Source organism: Pseudanabaena yagii GIHE-NHR1, from assembly GCF_012863495.1.
GTDB lineage: Bacteria > Cyanobacteriota > Cyanobacteriia > Pseudanabaenales > Pseudanabaenaceae > Pseudanabaena > Pseudanabaena yagii.
On the sequence record NZ_JAAVJL010000001.1, the window covers coordinates 283,450 to 303,015 of the forward strand.

At 43.0% G+C, this 19,566-nt stretch carries 18 protein-coding genes; 10 read left to right on the forward strand and 8 right to left on the reverse strand.

What is annotated here, in order from left to right; genetic code table 11:
- The first annotated feature begins 8 nt into the window (after nucleotides 1-8).
- The 6 genes from HC246_RS01370 (at nucleotide 9) to HC246_RS01395 (ending at nucleotide 5,108) form a co-directional block, all read left to right on the forward strand.
- Nucleotides 9-1,367, forward strand: a complete 1,359-nt coding sequence (locus HC246_RS01370) for a cytochrome c biogenesis protein (RefSeq protein WP_169361826.1) — start codon at nucleotides 9-11, stop codon at nucleotides 1,365-1,367.
- Nucleotides 1,368-1,385: 18 nt separating this feature from the next.
- A complete protein-coding gene (locus tag HC246_RS01375; protein WP_169361827.1) occupies nucleotides 1,386-1,952 on the forward strand; it encodes an aspartyl/asparaginyl beta-hydroxylase domain-containing protein in 567 nt (188 codons plus the stop codon).
- 76 nt (nucleotides 1,953-2,028) lie between these two features.
- A complete protein-coding gene (locus HC246_RS01380; protein ID WP_225902892.1) occupies nucleotides 2,029-2,373 on the forward strand; it encodes a nucleotidyltransferase domain-containing protein in 345 nt (114 codons plus the stop codon).
- On the forward strand, nucleotides 2,370-2,747 hold the full coding sequence (locus HC246_RS25750) for a HEPN domain-containing protein (RefSeq protein ID WP_225902893.1): 378 nt from the start codon (nucleotides 2,370-2,372) through the stop codon (nucleotides 2,745-2,747). Before HC246_RS01380 ends, HC246_RS25750 begins: the two co-directional genes overlap by 4 nt.
- A 157-nt stretch (nucleotides 2,748-2,904) precedes the next feature.
- Nucleotides 2,905-3,480 (forward strand): Uma2 family endonuclease, encoded by a 576-nt coding sequence (locus tag HC246_RS01390; protein WP_169361828.1) that lies wholly within the window; start codon nucleotides 2,905-2,907, stop codon nucleotides 3,478-3,480.
- A complete protein-coding gene (locus tag HC246_RS01395; protein ID WP_169361829.1) occupies nucleotides 3,477-5,108 on the forward strand; it encodes an Hsp70 family protein in 1,632 nt (543 codons plus the stop codon). The genes HC246_RS01390 and HC246_RS01395 overlap by 4 nt, the downstream gene beginning before the upstream one ends.
- A 38-nt stretch (nucleotides 5,109-5,146) precedes the next feature.
- On the opposite strand, the gene HC246_RS01400 is transcribed toward HC246_RS01395, so the two are convergent.
- From HC246_RS01400 to glpX, 4 genes are all read right to left on the reverse strand, one after another.
- Complete coding sequence (locus HC246_RS01400; RefSeq protein ID WP_169361830.1) at nucleotides 5,147-5,827, reverse strand: hypothetical protein; 681 nt, start codon at nucleotides 5,825-5,827, stop codon at nucleotides 5,147-5,149.
- 198 nt (nucleotides 5,828-6,025) lie between these two features.
- Nucleotides 6,026-6,469 (reverse strand): HHL1-like protein, encoded by a 444-nt coding sequence (locus HC246_RS01405; protein WP_169361831.1) that lies wholly within the window; start codon nucleotides 6,467-6,469, stop codon nucleotides 6,026-6,028.
- Nucleotides 6,470-6,838: 369 nt separating this feature from the next.
- Nucleotides 6,839-8,140 (reverse strand): glutamyl-tRNA reductase, encoded by a 1,302-nt coding sequence (locus tag HC246_RS01410; RefSeq protein ID WP_169361832.1) that lies wholly within the window; start codon nucleotides 8,138-8,140, stop codon nucleotides 6,839-6,841.
- 266 nt (nucleotides 8,141-8,406) lie between these two features.
- Complete coding sequence (glpX, locus tag HC246_RS01415; protein ID WP_169361833.1) at nucleotides 8,407-9,450, reverse strand: class II fructose-bisphosphatase; 1,044 nt, start codon at nucleotides 9,448-9,450, stop codon at nucleotides 8,407-8,409.
- Nucleotides 9,451-10,286: 836 nt separating this feature from the next.
- Here glpX and purF point away from each other — a divergent pair.
- Nucleotides 10,287-11,801 carry an amidophosphoribosyltransferase gene (gene purF / locus HC246_RS01420; protein ID WP_169361834.1) on the forward strand — a complete coding sequence of 505 codons (1,515 nt, stop codon included), beginning with the start codon at nucleotides 10,287-10,289 and terminating at the stop codon, nucleotides 11,799-11,801.
- Entirely contained in the window at nucleotides 11,798-12,262 is a 465-nt protein-coding gene (locus HC246_RS01425) for a VOC family protein (protein ID WP_169361835.1), read from the forward strand. Before purF ends, HC246_RS01425 begins: the two co-directional genes overlap by 4 nt.
- On the opposite strand, the gene HC246_RS26815 is transcribed toward HC246_RS01425, so the two are convergent.
- The 3 genes from HC246_RS26815 to HC246_RS01435 form a co-directional block, all read right to left on the reverse strand.
- The gene (locus tag HC246_RS26815) at nucleotides 12,183-12,443 is read right to left on the reverse strand and encodes a hypothetical protein (protein WP_225902894.1); all 261 of its coding nucleotides are present in this window, start codon (nucleotides 12,441-12,443) and stop codon (nucleotides 12,183-12,185) included. The genes HC246_RS01425 and HC246_RS26815 overlap by 80 nt on opposite strands.
- 307 nt (nucleotides 12,444-12,750) lie before the next feature.
- Nucleotides 12,751-13,107, reverse strand: coding sequence for a Spx/MgsR family RNA polymerase-binding regulatory protein (locus tag HC246_RS01430; protein WP_169361836.1), 357 nt, complete (start codon nucleotides 13,105-13,107; stop codon nucleotides 12,751-12,753).
- 91 nt (nucleotides 13,108-13,198) lie between these two features.
- Nucleotides 13,199-14,383 (reverse strand): HEAT repeat domain-containing protein, encoded by a 1,185-nt coding sequence (locus HC246_RS01435; protein ID WP_169361837.1) that lies wholly within the window; start codon nucleotides 14,381-14,383, stop codon nucleotides 13,199-13,201.
- Between the two features lie 620 nt (nucleotides 14,384-15,003).
- Here HC246_RS01435 and HC246_RS01440 point away from each other — a divergent pair.
- Nucleotides 15,004-15,993, forward strand: a complete 990-nt coding sequence (locus HC246_RS01440; protein WP_169361838.1) for a permease — start codon at nucleotides 15,004-15,006, stop codon at nucleotides 15,991-15,993.
- 153 nt (nucleotides 15,994-16,146) lie between these two features.
- The gene (locus tag HC246_RS01445) at nucleotides 16,147-17,190 is read left to right on the forward strand and encodes a hypothetical protein (protein ID WP_318655888.1); all 1,044 of its coding nucleotides are present in this window, start codon (nucleotides 16,147-16,149) and stop codon (nucleotides 17,188-17,190) included.
- Nucleotides 17,191-17,555: 365 nt separating this feature from the next.
- Here HC246_RS01445 and acs read toward each other — a convergent pair whose 3' ends face one another.
- On the reverse strand, nucleotides 17,556-19,526 hold the full coding sequence (acs, locus tag HC246_RS01450) for an acetate--CoA ligase (protein WP_169361839.1): 1,971 nt from the start codon (nucleotides 19,524-19,526) through the stop codon (nucleotides 17,556-17,558).
- Nucleotides 19,527-19,566: the final 40 nt, after the last annotated feature.

Here is a 19,566-nt window from a genome sequence, read left to right on the forward strand (position 1 = left end):
GACGTGACGTGTTTCAACAACTCCGATTTCAGGCAAACCAAATTTGGCGACATCAGGTCGTGGCAGTCCTTGCCAATCTCAAGGTAGCGATCGCCCTTTTATTATTAATTGCCCTGTTTAGCATCCTTGGCACAGTGATCGAACAGGGGCAAACCCTTGATTTCTATCGCGAAAATTATCCTGAACATCCTGCCCTATTTGGTTTCTTGTCGTACAAAGTGATTTTGGCGATCGGATTAGAACATGTTTACGGTAGCTGGTGGTTTCTCACTTTACTAATTTTGTTTGGCACAAGTCTCACTGCTTGCACTTTCAATCGTCAATTGCCAATCCTTAAGGCTTCTAAGCGTTGGTTTTACTACACTAAGCCCCAAAGTTTTGCGAAACTGCCCCTTGCCACGGAAATTGTTGGCGGCAATCTCACCCAGTTAGCACAGTCATTACAGTCCAAAAATTACAAGGTATATCAAGCCGACGATCGCCTTTATGCGCGTAAAGGACTTATTGGCAGAATTGGACCGATCATCGTTCATGCCAGTATGTTATTGGTTTTGATTGGCTCGATCTGGGGTTCGATGACAGGTTTCATCGCGCAGGAAATGGTTCCCAGTGGCGAGACATTTCAAGTAAAAAATATTACGGAAGCAGGGATTTGGTCAGCTTCCCAAGTTCCTAAGGATTGGTCAGTGCGAGTTAATCGCTTTTGGATTGATTACACACCGACAGGAAGAATTGATCAGTTCTATTCCGATTTATCGGTTCTCGATAAAGATGGCAAAGAAGTTGATCGCCAAACGATCCATGTGAACAAGCCCTTGAAATATAAGGGAGTCAGCTTCTATCAAGCAAACTGGGATATTCACGCCATCAAATTTACGCTCAATAATAGTCCTGTTCTCCAATTGCCTGTCAATAAATTGGAATCTCAAAATGGCGGACGGCAAGTTTGGGGAACATGGATTCCGACGAAGCCCGATCTCAGTGCAGGAGTGACACTCATTACGCCAGATTTGCAAGGTACTTTCTTGATTTATGACGAGCAAGGAAATCTGCTCACGACAGTGCGAACTAATGGTAAAGCAGAAGTTAATGGTGTTACCTTTACGCTAAAAGAAGCGATCGGTAGCACAGGCTTACAAATTAAAGCTGACCCCGGAATTCCCATTGTTTACGCAGGATTTGGACTGTTGATGTTGGGTGTAGTGATGAGCTATATCAGTCATTCGCAGGTATGGGCTTTGCAAGTAGGCGATCGCCTTTATGTCGGAGGCAAGACCAATCGTGCCCAAGTCAGTTTTGAGGCAGAATTAATCGATGTTACAAATGTGGTTGATAGTCAGGCGATCGCTTCTGGAGTTGCTGCCTAATTACAGTTAAATAAATTTATGTATAAAAATTCTCAAGATTTTCCTTTTACCAAGATTTTAGAAGACAATTGGCTGACTGTGCGTCGCGAACTCGAACAACTCAGCGATCGCAGTTTTGTGGAATGGCCAGAAAAGCACCTCTATCAAGATGGCTGGGATATTTTCGGTTTGTACGCCTTTGGCATGAAGCTAGACAAAAATTGCCAACTCTGTCCCGAAACCACCAAACTAGTTGAGCAAATTCCTCATCTCGTCACCGCAGGTTTTTCCTCCCTCAAAGTTGGAACTCATATTAAGCCGCATACTGGCTATCCCGATGGCGTACTGCGCTGTCATTTAGGATTAGTTGGTTGTGAAGGATGTGGGCTAAGAGTTGGCGATGAAACTCGCGGTTGGGAAGAGGGAAAGACCTTTGTGTTTGACGACACCACCGAGCATGAGGCATGGAATCGCGGTACACAAACTCGCATCGTTCTACTCTTAGATTTTAAATATCCTGTAGATGAAGAACAGTCTAATAATTTAGAGGATAAGAGTGTAATGGAATTGCTCAAGGGAGCCTTACCATTCTTTAAGAAGAAGTAAATCTATTTGTAATTTGGAGGAGGGGTTAGCGATCAACTAACCTTCCTTGCGATAGAAATTTATTTGCATTACATGGATGCTTCCCATTCTCATGAATATTACCCTAGCTAACATTAAGCCAGTACTTAACGAACTCAAACGAGAGTTGCAAGAGCTATATGGTGATCGCCTTGTGCGATTAATTTTATTTGGCTCCCATGCCAGAGGCGAAGCCAATCCTGACTCAGATATTGACTTACTAGCAGTACTTAAAAGTCCAGTATCTCAATCACAAGAAATATCTCATATGTCAGAACTTTGCGTCAAAATTCTATTAGACTACAATGAGCTTGTCTCTATCATACCAATGAGTGAAGCTCGATTTAATGCTAAAGATGTTGCTTTATTGAGAAATATCCAAAGAGAAGGCATTGAACTATGAACGAGTTTAAGAAGTTATTAGCTTTAGCATTAGAAGAATTAGATATAGCGAAACTTTTACTTGAAAGAGTACATTATCGTACCAGTATTTCCCGTTCTTATTACTCCATGTATTATGCTACCCAAGCACTATTTTTATCTCAAAATATAGATGTATCGACCCATAAAGGACTGATTCGCCTATTTAGTCTACATTTTGTAAAAACAGGACAATTCTCTTCAGAGTGGTCAAATACTTTAAAGGCAGCCTATGATCTTAGACAATTGAGTGACTACGATATAGAGTTTACTGGAACATTAGCTGAAGCAGAAATGCTTTTAGAGAAAGCAACAGCTTTTATTAAAGAAGTTGAACAAATATTGAGGGAAAAATAATATGACTACATATTTAGTCAATAACACTCAGATTCCTATCCACAGATTTGAGGATTTTGTGATCGCTGGCAGAGCGTCGATTTAAATACTGCACAAATAATTTATGTCAACAATGTCAACAAATTAAGATACTGCATCACTAAATCAATAGTAAATTATGATTGCCAATCCGCAATTTAATTATATAACTCCAGAAGAATATCTCGAAATGGAGGAAAACAGCGATATCAAACATGAATATATTGATGGATATATTTATGCAACGGCTGGAGCAAACGATCCCCATGTGACGATCGCTTTAAATATGGCTTTTGTAATCCGCAACCACTTACGCGGTTCTAATTGTCGAGTCTATATGTCAGATATGAAAGCACGGATAGACTCATTAAATCGCTTTTACTATCCTGATGTCATGGTAACTTGCGATCCTAGAGATACTCAAACTCCAAATCATAAAAGCTTTCCTAAACTAATTATCGAAGTTCTCTCAAAATCTACTGAGGGATTTGATCGAGGTGATAAATTTGCTGATTATCAACAATTAGAAAGCCTAGAAGAATATGTTTTAGTTAATACCAAACGTCAACGCCTTGATTGTTTTCGGAAAGAAGCAGGACGCTGGTTTTTAGCAACATATTCCGATGAGCAAGAAATTTTCCGATTATCTAGTATTAACTTTGAAGGTAAGTTTGAGGATCTCTACGAAGATGTTAGTTTTGTGGAACATTTATGAATGCGATCGCCATTGATTTTGGTAGTAGTAATACGGTGATTGCTCGATGGAATATCGCTACTAATCAACCTGAAACTTTAAATTTTGAAAATCTCAATCGTCCAGCACCTTTAAATGCCCTTGTGCCATCATTGCTCTATGTCCAGAATGCTCAAGAGGAAATCGTAGAGATTGGACAATATGTAATCGATAGGGGAAAAGATCGTCCTCAACCACGATTGTTTAATCAAATCAAGCGGCGATTGGTGGCAAATGTTGGCTATAGTCCTAGGCTTGATGATGTAAAAGTAACGCCAGAATGGGTGGGCAATCAGTTCTTGAGGCAACTCCTCAACAAATTGCGATCGCAACAAATCTTTCCATCGGAAGTGATTTTGACGGCTCCTGTCCAAGCTTACGAGAAATATCTACGCTGGCTAGAGGAATGTAGTGTAGAAATATTCGCTTCCAATTTGCCGACTTTAGAAGTACCGCGCATTCGGATTATTGACGAACCAACGGCAGCAGCACTGGGCTATGAGGCGATCGCCCCTAGTGCATTGGTACTAGTAATTGATTTTGGAGGCGGAACCTTAGATTTATCATTGGTGCGCTTGCCTAAGAGTGACAATGTGGTGAAATGGGGTGATCAGATTGGTGTCAATCGTAGTCAATGGACGGAACATAAAGCCGAAGCGATCGCCAAAACTGGTTATACGCTGGGTGGTGAAGATATCGATCAGTGGCTAGTTCAGGATTATTTAGATAGTCGAGAAGATATTGTTGATAGTGATGGATTAAGGAGTTCTAGTATTCTGAAATTATTAATGGAACGGATTAAAATCCAGCTTTCGGAAACAGAAACTGCTTCCGAAATATTTTTTGATATCAATTCTCAATCAGCACTTGAGATTAGCTATACTCGCCAACAGCTAGAACAGTTACTCGATCGCAAAGGTTTTTATCGCATTCTGCAATTAGCGATCAATGAATTAATTAACCGTGCTTTTAATAAAGGAGTTCTCAAAGGTGATATCAAGCATATTCTCTTAGTCGGTGGTTGTACCCTCATTCCCTCAGTGCGTACCTTTGTTGAATCCTATTTCACGATGGGAAAAGTCTATAGCCACAAACCCTTTGAAGCGATCGCTCACGGGGCATTGCTACTTAGTCAGGGTGTAAGTGTGCAGGACTATCTATTCCATTCCTATGCGATTCGTCATTGGGATCGGACTACGGAACAATGGAAATATCAGCCCCTATTTCGGAGAGGTCAGGTCTATCCCACCCGTCGTCCCATTGAGTTAGTACTTAGAGCCACTCACCCCGATCAGTCCGAAATTGCCCTCACCATTGGCGAACTCGAAAGTCGTCCCAAGGGTGCTGCTGAGATTAGCTTTGATGGCGATCGCATCGTGATGCAGTTTAACCAAAAAGAGAAAGAGAATTTTCAACCCTTACAAGCTGATGTTAATGGTGAGGGTATCCCACAAGCAATCGCCATGCTCGATCCACTCGGACAGCCCGACTGCGATCGCCTCAAGGTTTTATTTAGCATTAGTGAAAATCGCGAGTTATTGGTTACAGTGATCGATCTACTCATGCAACGCCAACTATTAACCGATTATCCTGCCGCAAAATTGCATTAAAAAAACAGGTTGTTGCAAAGCAACAACCTGTTTAGTGCTTAAAGTGCCAGCTCTAATAAAAAGCCAACCCGACTGTCATAAATTAAAGGCGATCGCCGCCATTCAATTTTTGTGCCGAGCCGTAAATTATTGGTAATAGCATAGCTAGTGGAGAGCGTCGTTGTACTCATCTCTAGATCACCACTAGGAGAGGTAAAGGTATGGCTCAACCGCAGGTCTGAGCTATGGGGCGATAATATCAAAACTCCTTGCAATCCCACATCTAGCCCTGAAATTTGTGGACGATCTAGTTGATTGAACTGGCGATAACCGACTATTGGCGCTATATTCCAATAGGAACCTAGGGGCAAGATATAGTAGCGGAAATTTGCCTGTAGCTCGCTTTCGCGACCACTAAATTCGGTCTGATAACTACCATTGACGGTTAGGGGTGATTGCCCCACAAACATATCTTCAAATCCCGCCTCAATTCCCAGTGAGTTATTCCGCGATGTAATTCCTAGCTTCAGTTTTTTATCAAAGCTCGGCACGTTATAAATATCGTCTAAAAGATCGGGTGGTTTCTCTAGCCAACGGCGTAATACAGGGCTACTTTCGATCACTTGGCGATCGATTTCGATGTCCTTAGCTTGCCGTGCCATTTTGGTATCGCCATAGGCTGCTGTGCTAATACCAAAATGCAAAAATGCAGCTATAGCGATCGCCAATTTTTTTGCCATAACTTTTGCAAGAGGTTGCTAGAGGTGAGGTAACTCAGATAATTATGCCTTATTGAAAGATTTTCGCCTATGCAATCCTGATATCCCATCCGCAGACTATCTTGTCTTTGGCACAAGAAATGAAACTAGAAACAGCCATATCGAGAATCCCAAGAACTGTGGCGCACTCTGTGTGCTACAGTCCTTGGGATTTTGCTTCTATTTACTATCTGGCTTCTTCGTTACGCTATTAAAATACTGTTTAGCCTTAGTGAAAGCATAATTCAACTTATCACCAATGGTAGGTTCAGGAAGTACGGCAACAGTAATTTCTTCATCGGGAAATTCCTTGAGACGATAGCCATACTCAAGATTTTCCTTATACTTCCGTAGAATTGGATAAAGACGAATTGCTCCCTTAAGCAAAGCATCCTCTTGCTGGAAAATAGCACGACTAATCAGATTACTTCTTTCTACTGCCATCGAACCCGCAGGAACCCATTCTTTTCCCTTAATACGGATGTAAATATTGAACTCAGGCAAACCCTTCTCTTTCAACTCGTCATATTTACTAGCAGCAACTTGATGTTTATTAGGAGCTTTTTTCTTTTTCTTAGACTGACCCGAACCTTGAGCAAATCCAGTTGGTTTATTTACAGGCATAGCTTTACCTTTGATTTTTAAAAATAGTTTTGAGGAATTTGATATGTGCTGCGAAGTAGCACATATCAAATCTTTTTAATTATTAAATGCGTTTACAAAAGTTTACTTTAGTGGATGATGTAAACACAATCATTCTTTAAGTAGGTAGTTATATAGCAGTCCTAAATCATTTGTAGATTTTTGGGTTTGTGAAAGCGCACCCCGAAGGGGTGCGCTTTCACAAACCATTTAGGATTGCTATATCTAAATAAGCTGCTTCGCGGACGAAGCAGCTTATTTAGATTTTATATTTACTCGCTAAATCAGGCGGTTGCTACCTACCTTAACAAACGTCAGATATCAAAAAGCCGCCTACAGGCGGCTTTTTGATTAACCTTCTTTCAGTTGGCTAGAGGGTGAATCTAGATCAAATAGGACTTGTAACATTTGCATGGCACGGCGGCGCGACTCGATGTCCTGCTGAGCGCGTAACTGCACCATCGGATCATGCAAGATCTTATTGATGATGCCGCGAGTCATGCTTTCGATCACATCCTGATGCTTATCAGCAAAATCATTGCCAAGGCGAGATAGAGCCTTTTCCATCTCTTGCTCACGGATGATTTCCATTTTTTGACGTAGCTTGCTGATCGTGGGGACCGTTTCGAGCGATCTCCACCACATATCAAACTCAGCTACACAACCTTCGAGTAAAATCTCCGCTTGCATTGCCATTTGCCGACGGCTTTCTTGGTTCTCGGCAACCACTGCTTGGAGATCGTCCACATTGTAGGCTCTAGTATTCGGCAACTCGTTTACATCAGAACTGATGTTGCGGGGTACAGAGATATCAACGAGGGTTAAGCCATTATGATTTGTAGAAATTTCTTCAAGATGCTTACGGCTAATAATCACCTCAGTGGAAGCCGTACTGGTAAACACCAAGTCGGAAACTGCCACACAATCAAACATTTGATCGAGAGGATGAATGTCAAACTGAGCGCCACTCGTTTCAAATTCCTTGAGCATTGCCTCGGCACGCGCACGGGAGCGATTAACGATCGCAATCTTTTGTGCACCTTTAGAAATTAAATGCTTGACCAATAGGCGCGACATCTTGCCAGCACCAATGATGGTTGTGTGCTTATCCGATAAATTTTGCAGCTTAATCTGAGCAAGTTCTACTGCTGCTGAACTAATTGACACCGCACCTGTCCCAATTTCGGTTTCAGTGCGAACTCGTTTACCTGCTGAGAGAGCTTGTTTAAAAAGTTGGTTGAGAATGCGACCTGCACCATTGTGTTGTTGGGCAAGACGATGGGTATTTTTGACCTGTGCAAGAATTTGTCCTTCACCAAGCACGAGACTGTCTAAGCCTGAAGCAACTCGCATCAGGTGAGTCACGGCATCTTGACGGAGCAGAATAAACAGATAGCGACGGAGGAACTGTAGAGGTAGTTGGCTAAATTCCGCAAGAAACTGCATAATTTCGCGAATGCCACCTTCGGCTTCGCTGGTGACTACATACAACTCTAAGCGATTACAAGTGCTTAAAATTGCAGCTTCTTCGATATTCGGATAGCTCATCAGTTGAGCGATCGCAGCTTCCATGCGATCCTCTGGGATACTCAACTTTTCTCTTACTTCCACAGTCGCCGTTTTGTGACTCAAGCCAACAACTGCAATATTCATATCGTAAATGCGTTTCTTATTTAGGAATTGGACTAGAAATAATTATCTTATTGGTAGAGCTTATCAGGAGATAGCTACCACTGTAGTAGGTACTTATTACTCCTTAATGTTCTGTAACGTACACATAAAAACAAGGGGCTTAAGCCCCTTGTTGAAAAGTCCAATACAGTCTGCTGACGGCAGATCATTGTCATACAGAACCAATTTTTTGTGGCGCGGCTTCGCCGCGCCACAAAAAATTGGTTCCTTATTTTCCTGTATGTCCCTTAGCGCAAATTAATAGTTTTAGGGCTATCGCCAGTCAAGTGAATGGTATCAACGAAACGAGCAGTTTTCGATTGAGTAGAGATGACCAAAGACTGAGTACGGCAACCGCCACCAAAGAAGCGGACTCCTTCCATCAAAGTACCGGGGGTGATACCACAACCAGCGAATAATACATCTTTACCACAAGCCAACTCATGAGCATCATAGACCTTATCGCCATCTTCGATACCCATTTCCTTAAGACGAGCCAAGTTACCTTCACGAGTCCACTTAGCGCTTTCAGGAGTATTAACTTCGGCTGGGTCATATACTAGACGACCTTGGAAATGTCCACCTAAGCAACGCATTGCGGCTGCGGAGATTACACCTTCAGGGGCAGCACCAATACCCATCAAAGCATGGATGTTTGTACCAGCGAAACCGCAGCAAATTGCCGCAGATACGTCACCATCACTGATCAAACGTACACGAGCACCCGCAGCACGAATTTCCGAGATTAAGCCTTTATGACGAGGACGATCCATCACAACAACAACCAATTCCTCGATCGAGCGATTGAGACATTCAGACAGAATTTTTAAATTTTCGGTAGGTGTTTTGCGGATATCTACGTGACCCTTTGCAGCAGGAGGTGCAGCTAATTTGTCCATATAAAAGTCAGGAGCGCGGAATAAACCATTACGCTCAGAAATAGCCAAAACAGCCATCGAACCGTTTTGACCATAAGCAACTAGGTTTGTACCTTCGCAAGGGTCAACAGCGATATCGATTTCTTGTAATTCTTCGATTGTGCAAACTTCAGCAGCATTGGGCTGTGTGCAAACACCAACTTCTTCACCGATATATAGCATGGGTGCTTCGTCGCGCTCACCTTCACCGATAACGATGCGTCCACGCATATGAATTTTGTTCATGCGTTCACGCATTGCTTCAACGGCTGCTTCGTCGGCTTCGTCTTTTTTGCCCAAGCCCATCCACTTAGAAGATGCGATCGCAGCCTGTTCAACGACCTCAATAATCTCAAGGCTGATTGTATTATCCATGCGTAGGAATCCCTATATTTATCTAAATTTTGCAACTATTAAGCTTTTGTTATGTTCTAGAAATTTTCTAGAAACCGAAAACAAAGTTAAGTCTAGTTGTGCCTTACTACACAACCTCGTAATCTAGTTTACAGGTCAGACTGACACGAAACTGATAAGAAGACCAAATGGATGGTATTAAGTTTTTATAAGTTTTGATACGATTTAAATGATAAAACCCTATAGAGCGGTACAAAGTGCTGCCTCTGTTAATTGAGAGATAATTCACAGAACTTTTGAAAGCACAAGGTATTCTCAGGTTTTTTGTAAGTTTGGCAGAGGTCTACTTATCAAAAATCTTGGAATTTTAAGTTAACGCCCCACGTTCTCCTATGCTTTGTTTTTGTCTGTAAATAGCTAGTCACAATGAAATGCACAACTCCAAAACCTGTGACATACGCGCAGCGTATGTCACAGGTTTTGTCTCTGTTTTTTTAATTATGTTTAGCTAATTATTATGTAGCAATCCTAAATGGTTTGTGGAAGAGCACCCCTTCGGGGTGCTCTTCCACAAACTCAAAAATCGACAAATAATTTAGGACTGCTATATGGCGTTTCACAGTCTAGTGAAGTACTGGATAGTTTCCTCCCGCCTTCGGCAGGAAACTATCCTGCGTGCCTCGCTTGATTGAAAAGCGCTATATGTGTTTTGAGTGATTGCAATTACTCAAAAATTTTGGATTGCCCGACCTGCTTTACCTCGTTTACTAATTTTGGTTAAGAAATGCTTAACACTGGTACGATCTAAGCATGGGCTTTTCTCCTCTATCCCAATTAACGTACTGCGTATAACTGCTATGCTGCCAGACCATTCTGTTTTTGCTGATGAGATGCCTACCGAATTTCTTAATCACCATGATCTTAATGATCTAGAGACAAATAATAATATCGAGACTGATAAACCACAGGAAGCTTGTGGAGTTTTCGGAGTACTAGCAGCAGAGGGGGATGTTGCCAAACTTGTATATTTTGGACTATATGCTTTACAACATCGTGGACAAGAGTCCGCAGGGATTACGGTCTATGACGATCGCGGTATAACCCATACCTATAAAGCGATGGGCTTAGTCTCACAGATTTTCAATGAGACTATTTTGTCAGAAATGAAAGGGGCTTTGGCGATCGGGCATAATCGCTACTCCACCACAGGTTCGAGTAAGGTGTGCAATGCTCAGCCTATTGTGGTAACTACTCGCCTTGGTGATTTTTCCCTCGCCCATAATGGCAACTTGGTAAATGCTACGGAGTTGCGCGGTGAGCTTTCTGCTCAAGGTCATGCCCTCGAATCAACCACTGACTCCGAAGGTATTGCCTTTGCCGTCGGAGAGGCAGTAGAAGAAGGCAAAGACTGGCAAGAGGCGATTGTTACGGCTTTGCGGCGATGTCATGGAGCTTTTAGCTTGGTGATGGCAATTCCTAATGCAATTGTTGGTGCACGAGATGCCTATGGTGTGCGTCCCCTAGTAATTGGCAAGACTCCCGATGGCTCTTATGTATTGTCGTCAGAGACCTGTGGATTAGATATTATTGGCGCAGAATATGTGCGTGAGGTTCTTCCGGGGGAACTTGTCATTATCACAATGGAAAAAGGGATTCAATCTTTGCAATGGGAAGAATCCAAACCCAAGCTTTGTGTATTTGAGATGATCTATTTTGCAAGACCTGATAGCGTCATGCATGATGAAAGTCTTTATACCTATAGACTGCGAATTGGTCGTGAACTGGCGAAAGAAAATTTCGTGGAAGCGGATATTGTGATCGGTGTGCCTGATTCGGGCATTCCTGCGGCGATTGGGTTTTCCCGCGAGTCAGGGATTCCTTATGGTGAGGCTTTGATCAAAAACCGTTATGTGGGACGTACTTTTATCCAGCCAACTCAGGCAATGCGTGAGTCTGGCATCCGCATGAAGCTGAATACGCTCAAGGATGTTTTGCAGGGTAAACGGGTAATTGTGATCGATGATTCGATCGTAAGAGGAACGACGAGTCGTAAAATAGTAAGAGCACTGCGTGAGGCTGGTGCGACTGAAGTACATATGCGTATTTCTTCACCGCCCGTGACTCACCCTTGTTTTTATGGTATTGATACGGACTCGCAAGATCATTTGATTGCTTCACACAATTCTGTAGAAGCGATCGCCAAACAGATTGAGGTTGATACGCTTGCGTATCTCAGTCACGACGCAATGTTAACAGCGACACAAATTGATACCACGCATTTTTGCACAGCTTGCTTTACAGGAAAATATCCTATTGACGTTCCTGATAAGCTCAAGCGCACCAAACTTATGCTAGAAAATACTGCACCATGACCAAGATCCTCTTTCATCTCGCATTCCCAGTCAAAGATATTCCAAGCACCAAGGCTTTTTATATTGACGGCTTGGGTTGTCTTGCGGGGCGCGAGTCAAATGACTCACTGATCATGAGTTTGTACGGACACCAGTTGGTAGCGCACGTTGTTCACGAATCACTCGAAGTACAACGTGGAATTTATCCTCGTCATTTCGGCTTAGTTTTCTATTCTGAAAGTAACTGGATGGCTTTATTAGAAAAAGTGCATGATAAGCGACTGAAATTTTATCAAAAACCTAAGGTTCGCTTTGTTGATACCCCTTTAGAGCATCGAACTTTTTTCTTAGCTGATCATTCAGGTAATATTTTAGAGTTTAAGCATTACAAGTTTGAGACAGCTATTTTTGGCGAGACTGATTTTCATGAAGTCGGTGATGCAGATTTTGCTCAACAAGTAGCAGTTGGTACTTACAAGTAATAAAAACATTAATAAAAAAGGAGATAGCACTAGCGCTATCTCCTTTTTTGTGTGATTTTAATTTGTTCCGAAGCATCTGAAATTGTTTTCTTTTTTGGCGTTGGCGTGCTGAGCCACCTTTCCCTTTGTTATTACGACCTTCGCTGCGAGGAGATTCCCATCGTTTGAGTCTTTGGTTCATATATGTTCTCTAATTTAGGATGAGACCAATATAAGTTGAGCTACTTCAGAATTACTATCACTCTTTGGAATGAAAGCATAAATATCTAACTAAAGAATTGCTATTAATTAAAGTACCTGTGGCTTCGACTCCGCTCAGCCAAAGTTAGCTGAGCGAAGTCGAAGCTAGATAACTTTGGTGGGACATTTTTTATCCGCAAAAGCCTTAACGCGAGTTCGGGATAATTTGAAACGGTTTTTGAGAGAGGGTTTGCTACGCAAACCCTCTCTCAAAAACAAAAATTTGCCAGCTTTAACCCAAACTGACGTTAGTTAGATATTAGTTTTTGTTTAAGATCTTCAGGATTTCTAAATCCTACAGCGATCGCTTTACCATCTTTGACAAATAAAGGACGTTTTAGCAGCATGGCATCCTTGGCATAGCCTTCAATCCATTGAATATGTGACCATGTTTCTTTTTCAGAACCCAAGGCGCGATAAGACTGCCCTGAGGTATTTCTCATAGATCTTTCCCCTAAAATGCTTACCCATTCAGCGATCGCTGTTCTAGATGGCGGATAGTCTTTGGTATTTATAAATTCATAGGCAATACCTTGAGCTTCTAGCCAAGCGATCGCCTTTTTGCAAGTTCCACAACTAGGAATGCCATAGACTTGAATAGACATGAATTTTCTCGGTATAAATGGTGGCTTTTCTCTATACAACAATAGTGTTATGCATCGCTATTGTAAGTGAGAGAGGCAATCTTTTGCCTAATCAACCTTGAATCGTCGTATAGTCTGATTCGTCACCAAAATCCCTCAGATTTGATACGGAATAATTGGGTATGGAAATAGTGTGTCTATGACTATGGAGAATTTCCTGTGCTTCAGGGGAATTGATATGAATTAAGGCTCTCTCCACCGCTTTGCGTACAGAGCGATCGCGATCTTTGAGGAATTGCGAAAGATAAAATACGGCATCATGAGTACCAATTTCCCCCAATGCTGAAGCCGCATCACAACGTACATAGGCATAATCATCCTCTTTTAGGACTTTAGCCAGTAGTGGGACAACTTCCTCCATCCCAATTTGTCCTAGAGTACGGGCAGCAACGCTGCGGGTATGACTAGAAGAATTTTTGAGCATTTGGGCGACAGGTGCGATCGCAGGAACACCAATATTTTTCAGAGCTTGCACAGCTTGCGATTGCACACTGATATCATTCTCGGTTAATAGGCTAGCAAGAGGATGGGCTGATAGCGGTGATTTAATCTGTCCTAAGGCCCAAGCTGCTTCAAACCTTACGGACTTACTACCATGTTTGAGCGCTTCGATCAGGGTAGTCACTGCTAGGGGTGAGCTAATCTGACCTAGGGAGTGGGCTGCATGGACTTTGACAATATCATCGCTGTACTTGAGGGCATCTACTAGAGGTGATACCGCAGGTAGACTTGCGCGCCCTAAGGCTTTGGCTACAGCCGCTTGCACTTGGATCGATGGGTGACGCAATAAACTGATTAAGGCATTAATGGCTTCAGCACTGCCGATCCAGCTCAGTGCCGAGGCTGCCTGCCAAATAATTTGTCGATTAGGATTTTTAGTTGCTTCGATGAGGGGATTAATAGCTAAAGGCGATCGCAAATATCCTAGGGCGATCGCTGCTTTTTTGGAGATGGAAACTTCGTCGCTCTCTAAGCGATCAAGCAATGCAGGAACAACATTTTCACGACAGCGAATAATTTTTTGAAGTGCGATCGAAAAATGATCAGAACGAGCAGCCGCATCAAACTCAGCAAGAATTGCTGACTCCCCCCCTAATTCAGGAGCAGACAGAATATGACGATTGTCGGAAACTGCATACCCCGGAGATACAGGAATCCGATAATCTTCAAGCTTTGGTGGAATAAATTTTGAATTCGGCGGGATTTTGGGTATTTCAGGTGGTTCTTGAGCATTCATATCGGCTGTCCTAATTAAGCATTAATTATGTTGTTTAGTCCCGTTACCCATTACAACAAGCCAAAGGTTCGCTATATTTAACATTACATTTTACGAGCAGAGTCCGCAACACTGGTTACAAAAATCATCTTGCTTTAGGTTGGGTAGTTATCAATTTTTTGCAAAGCTAGATTTTGAGTTCTTTGGGCTCTAAATCGTTGTATATCCCACAAAATGGCTTTATAACAGTGATTTAAACTCAAAATCCTCCAAAAAGTTTTCTAACGTCTAAGCATCTATAATTGTTGAAAGATTACTATGATTAGCTACTTATTTGTGAATCAACGGCAAGTAAATATGTATATGTAACTTAAATGCAAATTATCCATTAATATAGCAATCCCCATAAGTCTAAGAAATTATTTAAGAATTTGAGGGACACAAAAGAAAATAAGAAACTAACTTTTTGGGCAAAGCTTTACCAGAAAAATCGGTTTCTCCATTAACTTGTTGCATTCCAATATATAGATTTTTGTTTAACATTCTAGAAATCTATCTCCCAAAATCTCCCATTATTTGAGAACTTCATGCGGTTTTTAGATTGTACTGAAAGCCTGCAAAATAATGCTAATAGCTAATCTATGAACCAACTTCTGAGCGCCTTTACTTTATTTTTAAGTCTCCTTGTTGAAGCAATTCCCTTTTTGCTGATGGGCGTTTTGCTGTCTGGGGCTTTATTAATATTTGTAGATGAACGCAAGCTTATTAAGATCTTACCCAAAAATCCTTTTTTAGGTGCTTTGGCAGGGAGCCTCCTCGGTTTTATGTTTCCTGTGTGCGAATGTGGCAACGTGCCTGTGGCAAGGCGATTGATTTCTCAAGGTGCGCCGATTTCGGTAGCGGTAAGTTTTTTGTTGGCGGCTCCGACGATTAATCCTGTCGTAATTTGGGCAACTTGGACAGCATTTCGCGACCAGCCTGAAATTGCCGTGCTGCGAGTAGTTTTATCCCTAGCAAATGCGGCGATTGTATCAATGATATTTAGCGCTCAAAAAGATTTACGTCCGATTTTGCAGCCAAATATTGCGATCGCCTTGCCTGCCCCCAAAGTTAAAGTTGGTGCTGTGCCTACAGGTACATTTTTCTTAGGGGAAGATCGCAGTCAGCCTTTAGATTTATCAGGCTATAACACTGAAAGTAATCAAATTATTACGAAATCTTTGCCCGATCGCTTAAATCTATTGTTAGACAATACCCTTGCAGAAATGCGCGAATTAGGCGCAATTTTGGTGTTTGGGAGTGCGATCGCGGCGATCATTCAGGTATGGGTTCCTCGCGATATTATTCTCAATTTGGGGCAGGGACCAGTTAGCTCGATCGTGTCCATGATGATTTTGGCGGCGATCGTTTCCATTTGCTCAACGGTGGATGCATTTTTTGCCCTATCCTTTGCGTCAACTTTTACAGGTGGATCGTTGCTAGCCTTTTTGGTGTTTGGCCCGACGATCGATCTTAAAGCGATCGGTTTGATCTTAACGATTTTCCAAAAACGCGCCGTTATCTATATGTTTTTGCTAACTGCCCAACTCACCTTTTTAAGTTGTCTGTTTATCAATTTCCAAATTCGTTAAGCTACTAAAACCCAGAAAAATTTTTGAAAGCATCGCTTCGCAATGCTTTCAAAAATTTTTTTGGGTTTTAAGTCAGCGCAAAGCGCTGTATGCTGATCAAAAGCTATTCTCCGTTACTAAATTGAAAGGTTGCCCGTGTCTGTTAGTGAATCTGTGCTCGAATCTATCTCTGTCGAATCCATTACTAATGAATCCTTAACCAATATCGATCCCACAGATTTTTCGTTATCTTTACCTGATCCAAATGATGAAGGTTTAGCGGAAGGGCAATTTCTTGCAGAAGTTGATCAAGCATGGCAAGTATGCGATCGCTTTGATTTACAAACAGATATTTGGCGTGGCAGAATTTTGCGAACTGTGCGCGATCGCGAAAAGGCAAATGGGGAAGGTCGTGGCACGGGCTTTTTGAAATGGCTACAAGAACGCGAAATCAGTAAATCTCAAGCCTATTCATGGATTCAACTAGCGAATAGTGCAGATACGCTCATGGCGGATGGGCAGCTAGATGCCGATGATATTCGTCAGTTTAGTAAACGCGCCTTTCTGGAAACTTCCCAAGCGGCTCCTGAAGTGCAGCAACTAATTGTCGATGCGGCTCGAAATGGCGAAAAGATTACCCGTCGTGAAGTGCGCCAACTTTCCGATGAATGGACTGCCATGAGTTCTGATCATCTTCCCGATGATTTAAAAGAGAAGGTTGCTGCTCATACAATCCCCACAAGATATGTGGCTCCATTGGTGCGCGAAATTGATAAATTGCCTGAAGCTTATCAAGTACCGATCAAACAGGCGATCGCGGATGGTTCTGATCTGGACAATATCAAACTCGTCACTGCTGATGCTCAAAGGTTGACTAAATATCTATCGAATACCAGTCAAGTCCAAGCAATTACGCAGCGTTCGGTAAATATCGATCTTGCCCTCGAAGAAGCCCTACGCATCGGATGTCTCAAGCTTGCCTCGGATCTCGTTAGCCAAGCCTCACAACTCGAACAGGCGATCGCGAAACTCTACAGCACATGGAAACGAGTCTCAATGTCCGCCGATCAGCTATATGTAGAAGCAGGTGCAAGTACTCCCAATTTAATTGATTTACTCAATTCTCTTGATTCTCTTGCTAGTCCTAATGTGGCAGTGCAAATTGGGAATGATCAATCAGGACGAACGATTCGCTTACAAATTACAGAAGAGTCTTAAAAAATGTGGGGTGGTGCATTTGCACCACCCCATACTGGTTTAGCAACCACAGAGAAATTACTCTAGGAATTTCATGAATGTGGGTAAGGCTCTTGCGGATAAAAAATGTCCCATCAAAGTTATCTAGCTTCGACTTCGCTCAGCTAACGTTGGCTGATAGGTAAGGCTCTTGCGGATAAAAAATGTCCCATCAAAGTTATCTAGCTTCGACTTCGCTCAGCTAACGTTGGCTGATAGGTAAGGCTCTTGCGGATAAAAAATGTCCTATCAAAGTTATCTAGCTTCGACTTCGCTCAGCTAACGTTGGCTGAGCGGAGTCGAAGCCACAGGTACTTTAGTTAATAGCAAGTCCCTAATGCCAAAATCTATGCACCTTCGCGCAGTTTGTCTAAAATCGAACGATCTTCTAAAGTGGAAGTGTCGCTGGTGATTTCTTGACCAGAGGCTAGCGATCGCAATAAGCGCCGCATAATTTTGCCAGATCGCGTTTTTGGTAATGCCTCGGCAAAGCGAATCTCACTCGGACGTGCGATCGCGCCAATTTCTGAGACAACGTGCTTTTTAAGTTCCTTCGCCAGTTCCTCGCTAGGTTGGCGATCGCCTTCAAGAATTACAAAGGCAAAGATATCCTCACCCTTGACCTCATCGGGCTTACCGACTACGGCAGCTTCCGCCACCGCAGGATGGGAAACGAGCGCTGATTCAATTTCCATTGTGCCTAAACGGTGTCCTGCCACATTGATCACATCATCCACACGACCCATCACCCAGTAATAGCCATCCTCATCCTTGCGAGCGCCATCACCCGCAAAGTAGACATACTTACCATCCTTGGGCGGAATATGTTCCCAATAGCTCTTACGGAATCTCTCTGGATCGCCGTAAACCGTTCGCATCATCCCCGGCCAAGGATGACGCACGACTAGATAGCCGCCTTCGTTATCATTAGCAGGATTGCCATCAAGATCGACAATATCGGGAATGATGCCAGGGAATGGAAGAGTTGCTGAACCGGGTTTGGTGGGAATTGCCCCCGGTAAAGCCGTAATCATGATTCCACCCGTTTCCGTTTGCCACCATGTATCGACAATTGGGCAACGGCTACCGCCGATCACACGGTGATACCACATCCAAGCTTCGGGATTAATTGGTTCGCCCACAGTTCCCAATAGACGCAGGGAAGTTAAATCGCGAGTATTAGGATGATGTTCACCCATTTTGATAAAGGAACGAATCGCAGTCGGTGCAGTATAGAAGACTGTGACCTGATACTTCTCAATCACATCCCAGAAACAACCGAGATTAGAAGCTCTCGGTGCGCCTTCGTACATTAAGGTCGTTGCCCCATTGGAGAGAGGACCATAGACAATGTAGCTATGTCCTGTAATCCAGCCCACATCCGCAGTACACCAATAGACATCGGTATCCTTAAGATCGAAAATCCATTTGGTGGTCATGTGGCTATAGAGGTTATAGCCTGCGGTGGTATGCACGACTCCCTTCGGTTTGCCTGTGCTTCCTGAAGTATAGAGAACGAACAACATATCTTCGCTTTCCATTGGCTCGGCTTCGCATTTAGCGGAAACGCCTTGCTGGAGGTCATGCCACCAATGATCGCGACCTGCGCTCATGGGGATATGCTGTCCTGTCCGCTTCACGACCAGTACATCGGTAACGGAAGGAACTGCGCCATTAGCGATCGCTTTATCCACTTGATCTTTTAATGGCACGATGACATCCTTGCGCCATCCCCCATCGGCGGTGATGACTAGTTTGGCTTCAGCATCCACAAGGCGATCGCGCAAAGCTTCCGCACTGAAGCCGCCAAATACTACCCCATGCACTGCGCCGATTCTGGCACAGGCAAGCATGGCGATCGCGGCTTCAGGAATCATCGGCATATAAATACCTACGCGATCGCCTTTTTTAATTCCTAATTGCTTGAGAGCATTGGCAAACTGGCAGACTTCGCGATGGAGTTGGGCATAGGTGAGGGTGCGCGAATCGCCATTTTCCCCTTCCCAAATTAACGCCGCTTTATTTTTGCGCCATGTGGTCAAGTGGCGATCGAGGCAGTTATAGGAAATATTGATTTTGCCGCCATCAAACCATTTCACCGATGGGGGCTGCCAATCGAGAACGGTGTGCCATTTCTCAAACCAATGCAATTCTTTATCCGCGAGGTCTGCCCAGAAGGCAGCAGGATCGGCGGCGGCACGGTCATATATTTGTTTATATTCTTCTAGACTCTTAATGTGAGCAGCTTGTGAGAACTCAGCCGATGGCTCAAATAAGCGCCTTTCTTGTAAAACTGATTCAATCGTGGGTTGAGACATAGGTATTGCAAGATCTATAGTTAAATCAATTTATAGCGTT

Coding starts and splice junctions, on each gene's coding strand:
- acs (WP_169361839.1), bottom strand. CDS start 19,526: ATGTCTCAACCCACGATTGAATCAGTTTTACAAGAAAGGCGCTTATTT.
- HC246_RS01405 (WP_169361831.1), bottom strand. CDS start 6,469: ATGCCTGTAAATAAACCAACTGGATTTGCTCAAGGTTCGGGTCAGTCT.
- HC246_RS25750 (WP_225902893.1), top strand. CDS start 2,370: ATGAACGAGTTTAAGAAGTTATTAGCTTTAGCATTAGAAGAATTAGAT.
- purF (WP_169361834.1), top strand. CDS start 10,287: ATGCTGCCAGACCATTCTGTTTTTGCTGATGAGATGCCTACCGAATTT.
- HC246_RS01390 (WP_169361828.1), top strand. CDS start 2,905: ATGATTGCCAATCCGCAATTTAATTATATAACTCCAGAAGAATATCTC.
- HC246_RS01400 (WP_169361830.1), bottom strand. CDS start 5,827: ATGGCAAAAAAATTGGCGATCGCTATAGCTGCATTTTTGCATTTTGGT.
- HC246_RS01410 (WP_169361832.1), bottom strand. CDS start 8,140: ATGAATATTGCAGTTGTTGGCTTGAGTCACAAAACGGCGACTGTGGAA.
- HC246_RS26815 (WP_225902894.1), bottom strand. CDS start 12,443: ATGAACCAAAGACTCAAACGATGGGAATCTCCTCGCAGCGAAGGTCGT.
- HC246_RS01435 (WP_169361837.1), bottom strand. CDS start 14,383: ATGAATGCTCAAGAACCACCTGAAATACCCAAAATCCCGCCGAATTCA.
- HC246_RS01440 (WP_169361838.1), top strand. CDS start 15,004: ATGAACCAACTTCTGAGCGCCTTTACTTTATTTTTAAGTCTCCTTGTT.
- HC246_RS01375 (WP_169361827.1), top strand. CDS start 1,386: ATGTATAAAAATTCTCAAGATTTTCCTTTTACCAAGATTTTAGAAGAC.
- HC246_RS01425 (WP_169361835.1), top strand. CDS start 11,798: ATGACCAAGATCCTCTTTCATCTCGCATTCCCAGTCAAAGATATTCCA.
- HC246_RS01395 (WP_169361829.1), top strand. CDS start 3,477: ATGAATGCGATCGCCATTGATTTTGGTAGTAGTAATACGGTGATTGCT.
- HC246_RS01430 (WP_169361836.1), bottom strand. CDS start 13,107: ATGTCTATTCAAGTCTATGGCATTCCTAGTTGTGGAACTTGCAAAAAG.
- HC246_RS01380 (WP_225902892.1), top strand. CDS start 2,029: ATGCTTCCCATTCTCATGAATATTACCCTAGCTAACATTAAGCCAGTA.
- glpX (WP_169361833.1), bottom strand. CDS start 9,450: ATGGATAATACAATCAGCCTTGAGATTATTGAGGTCGTTGAACAGGCT.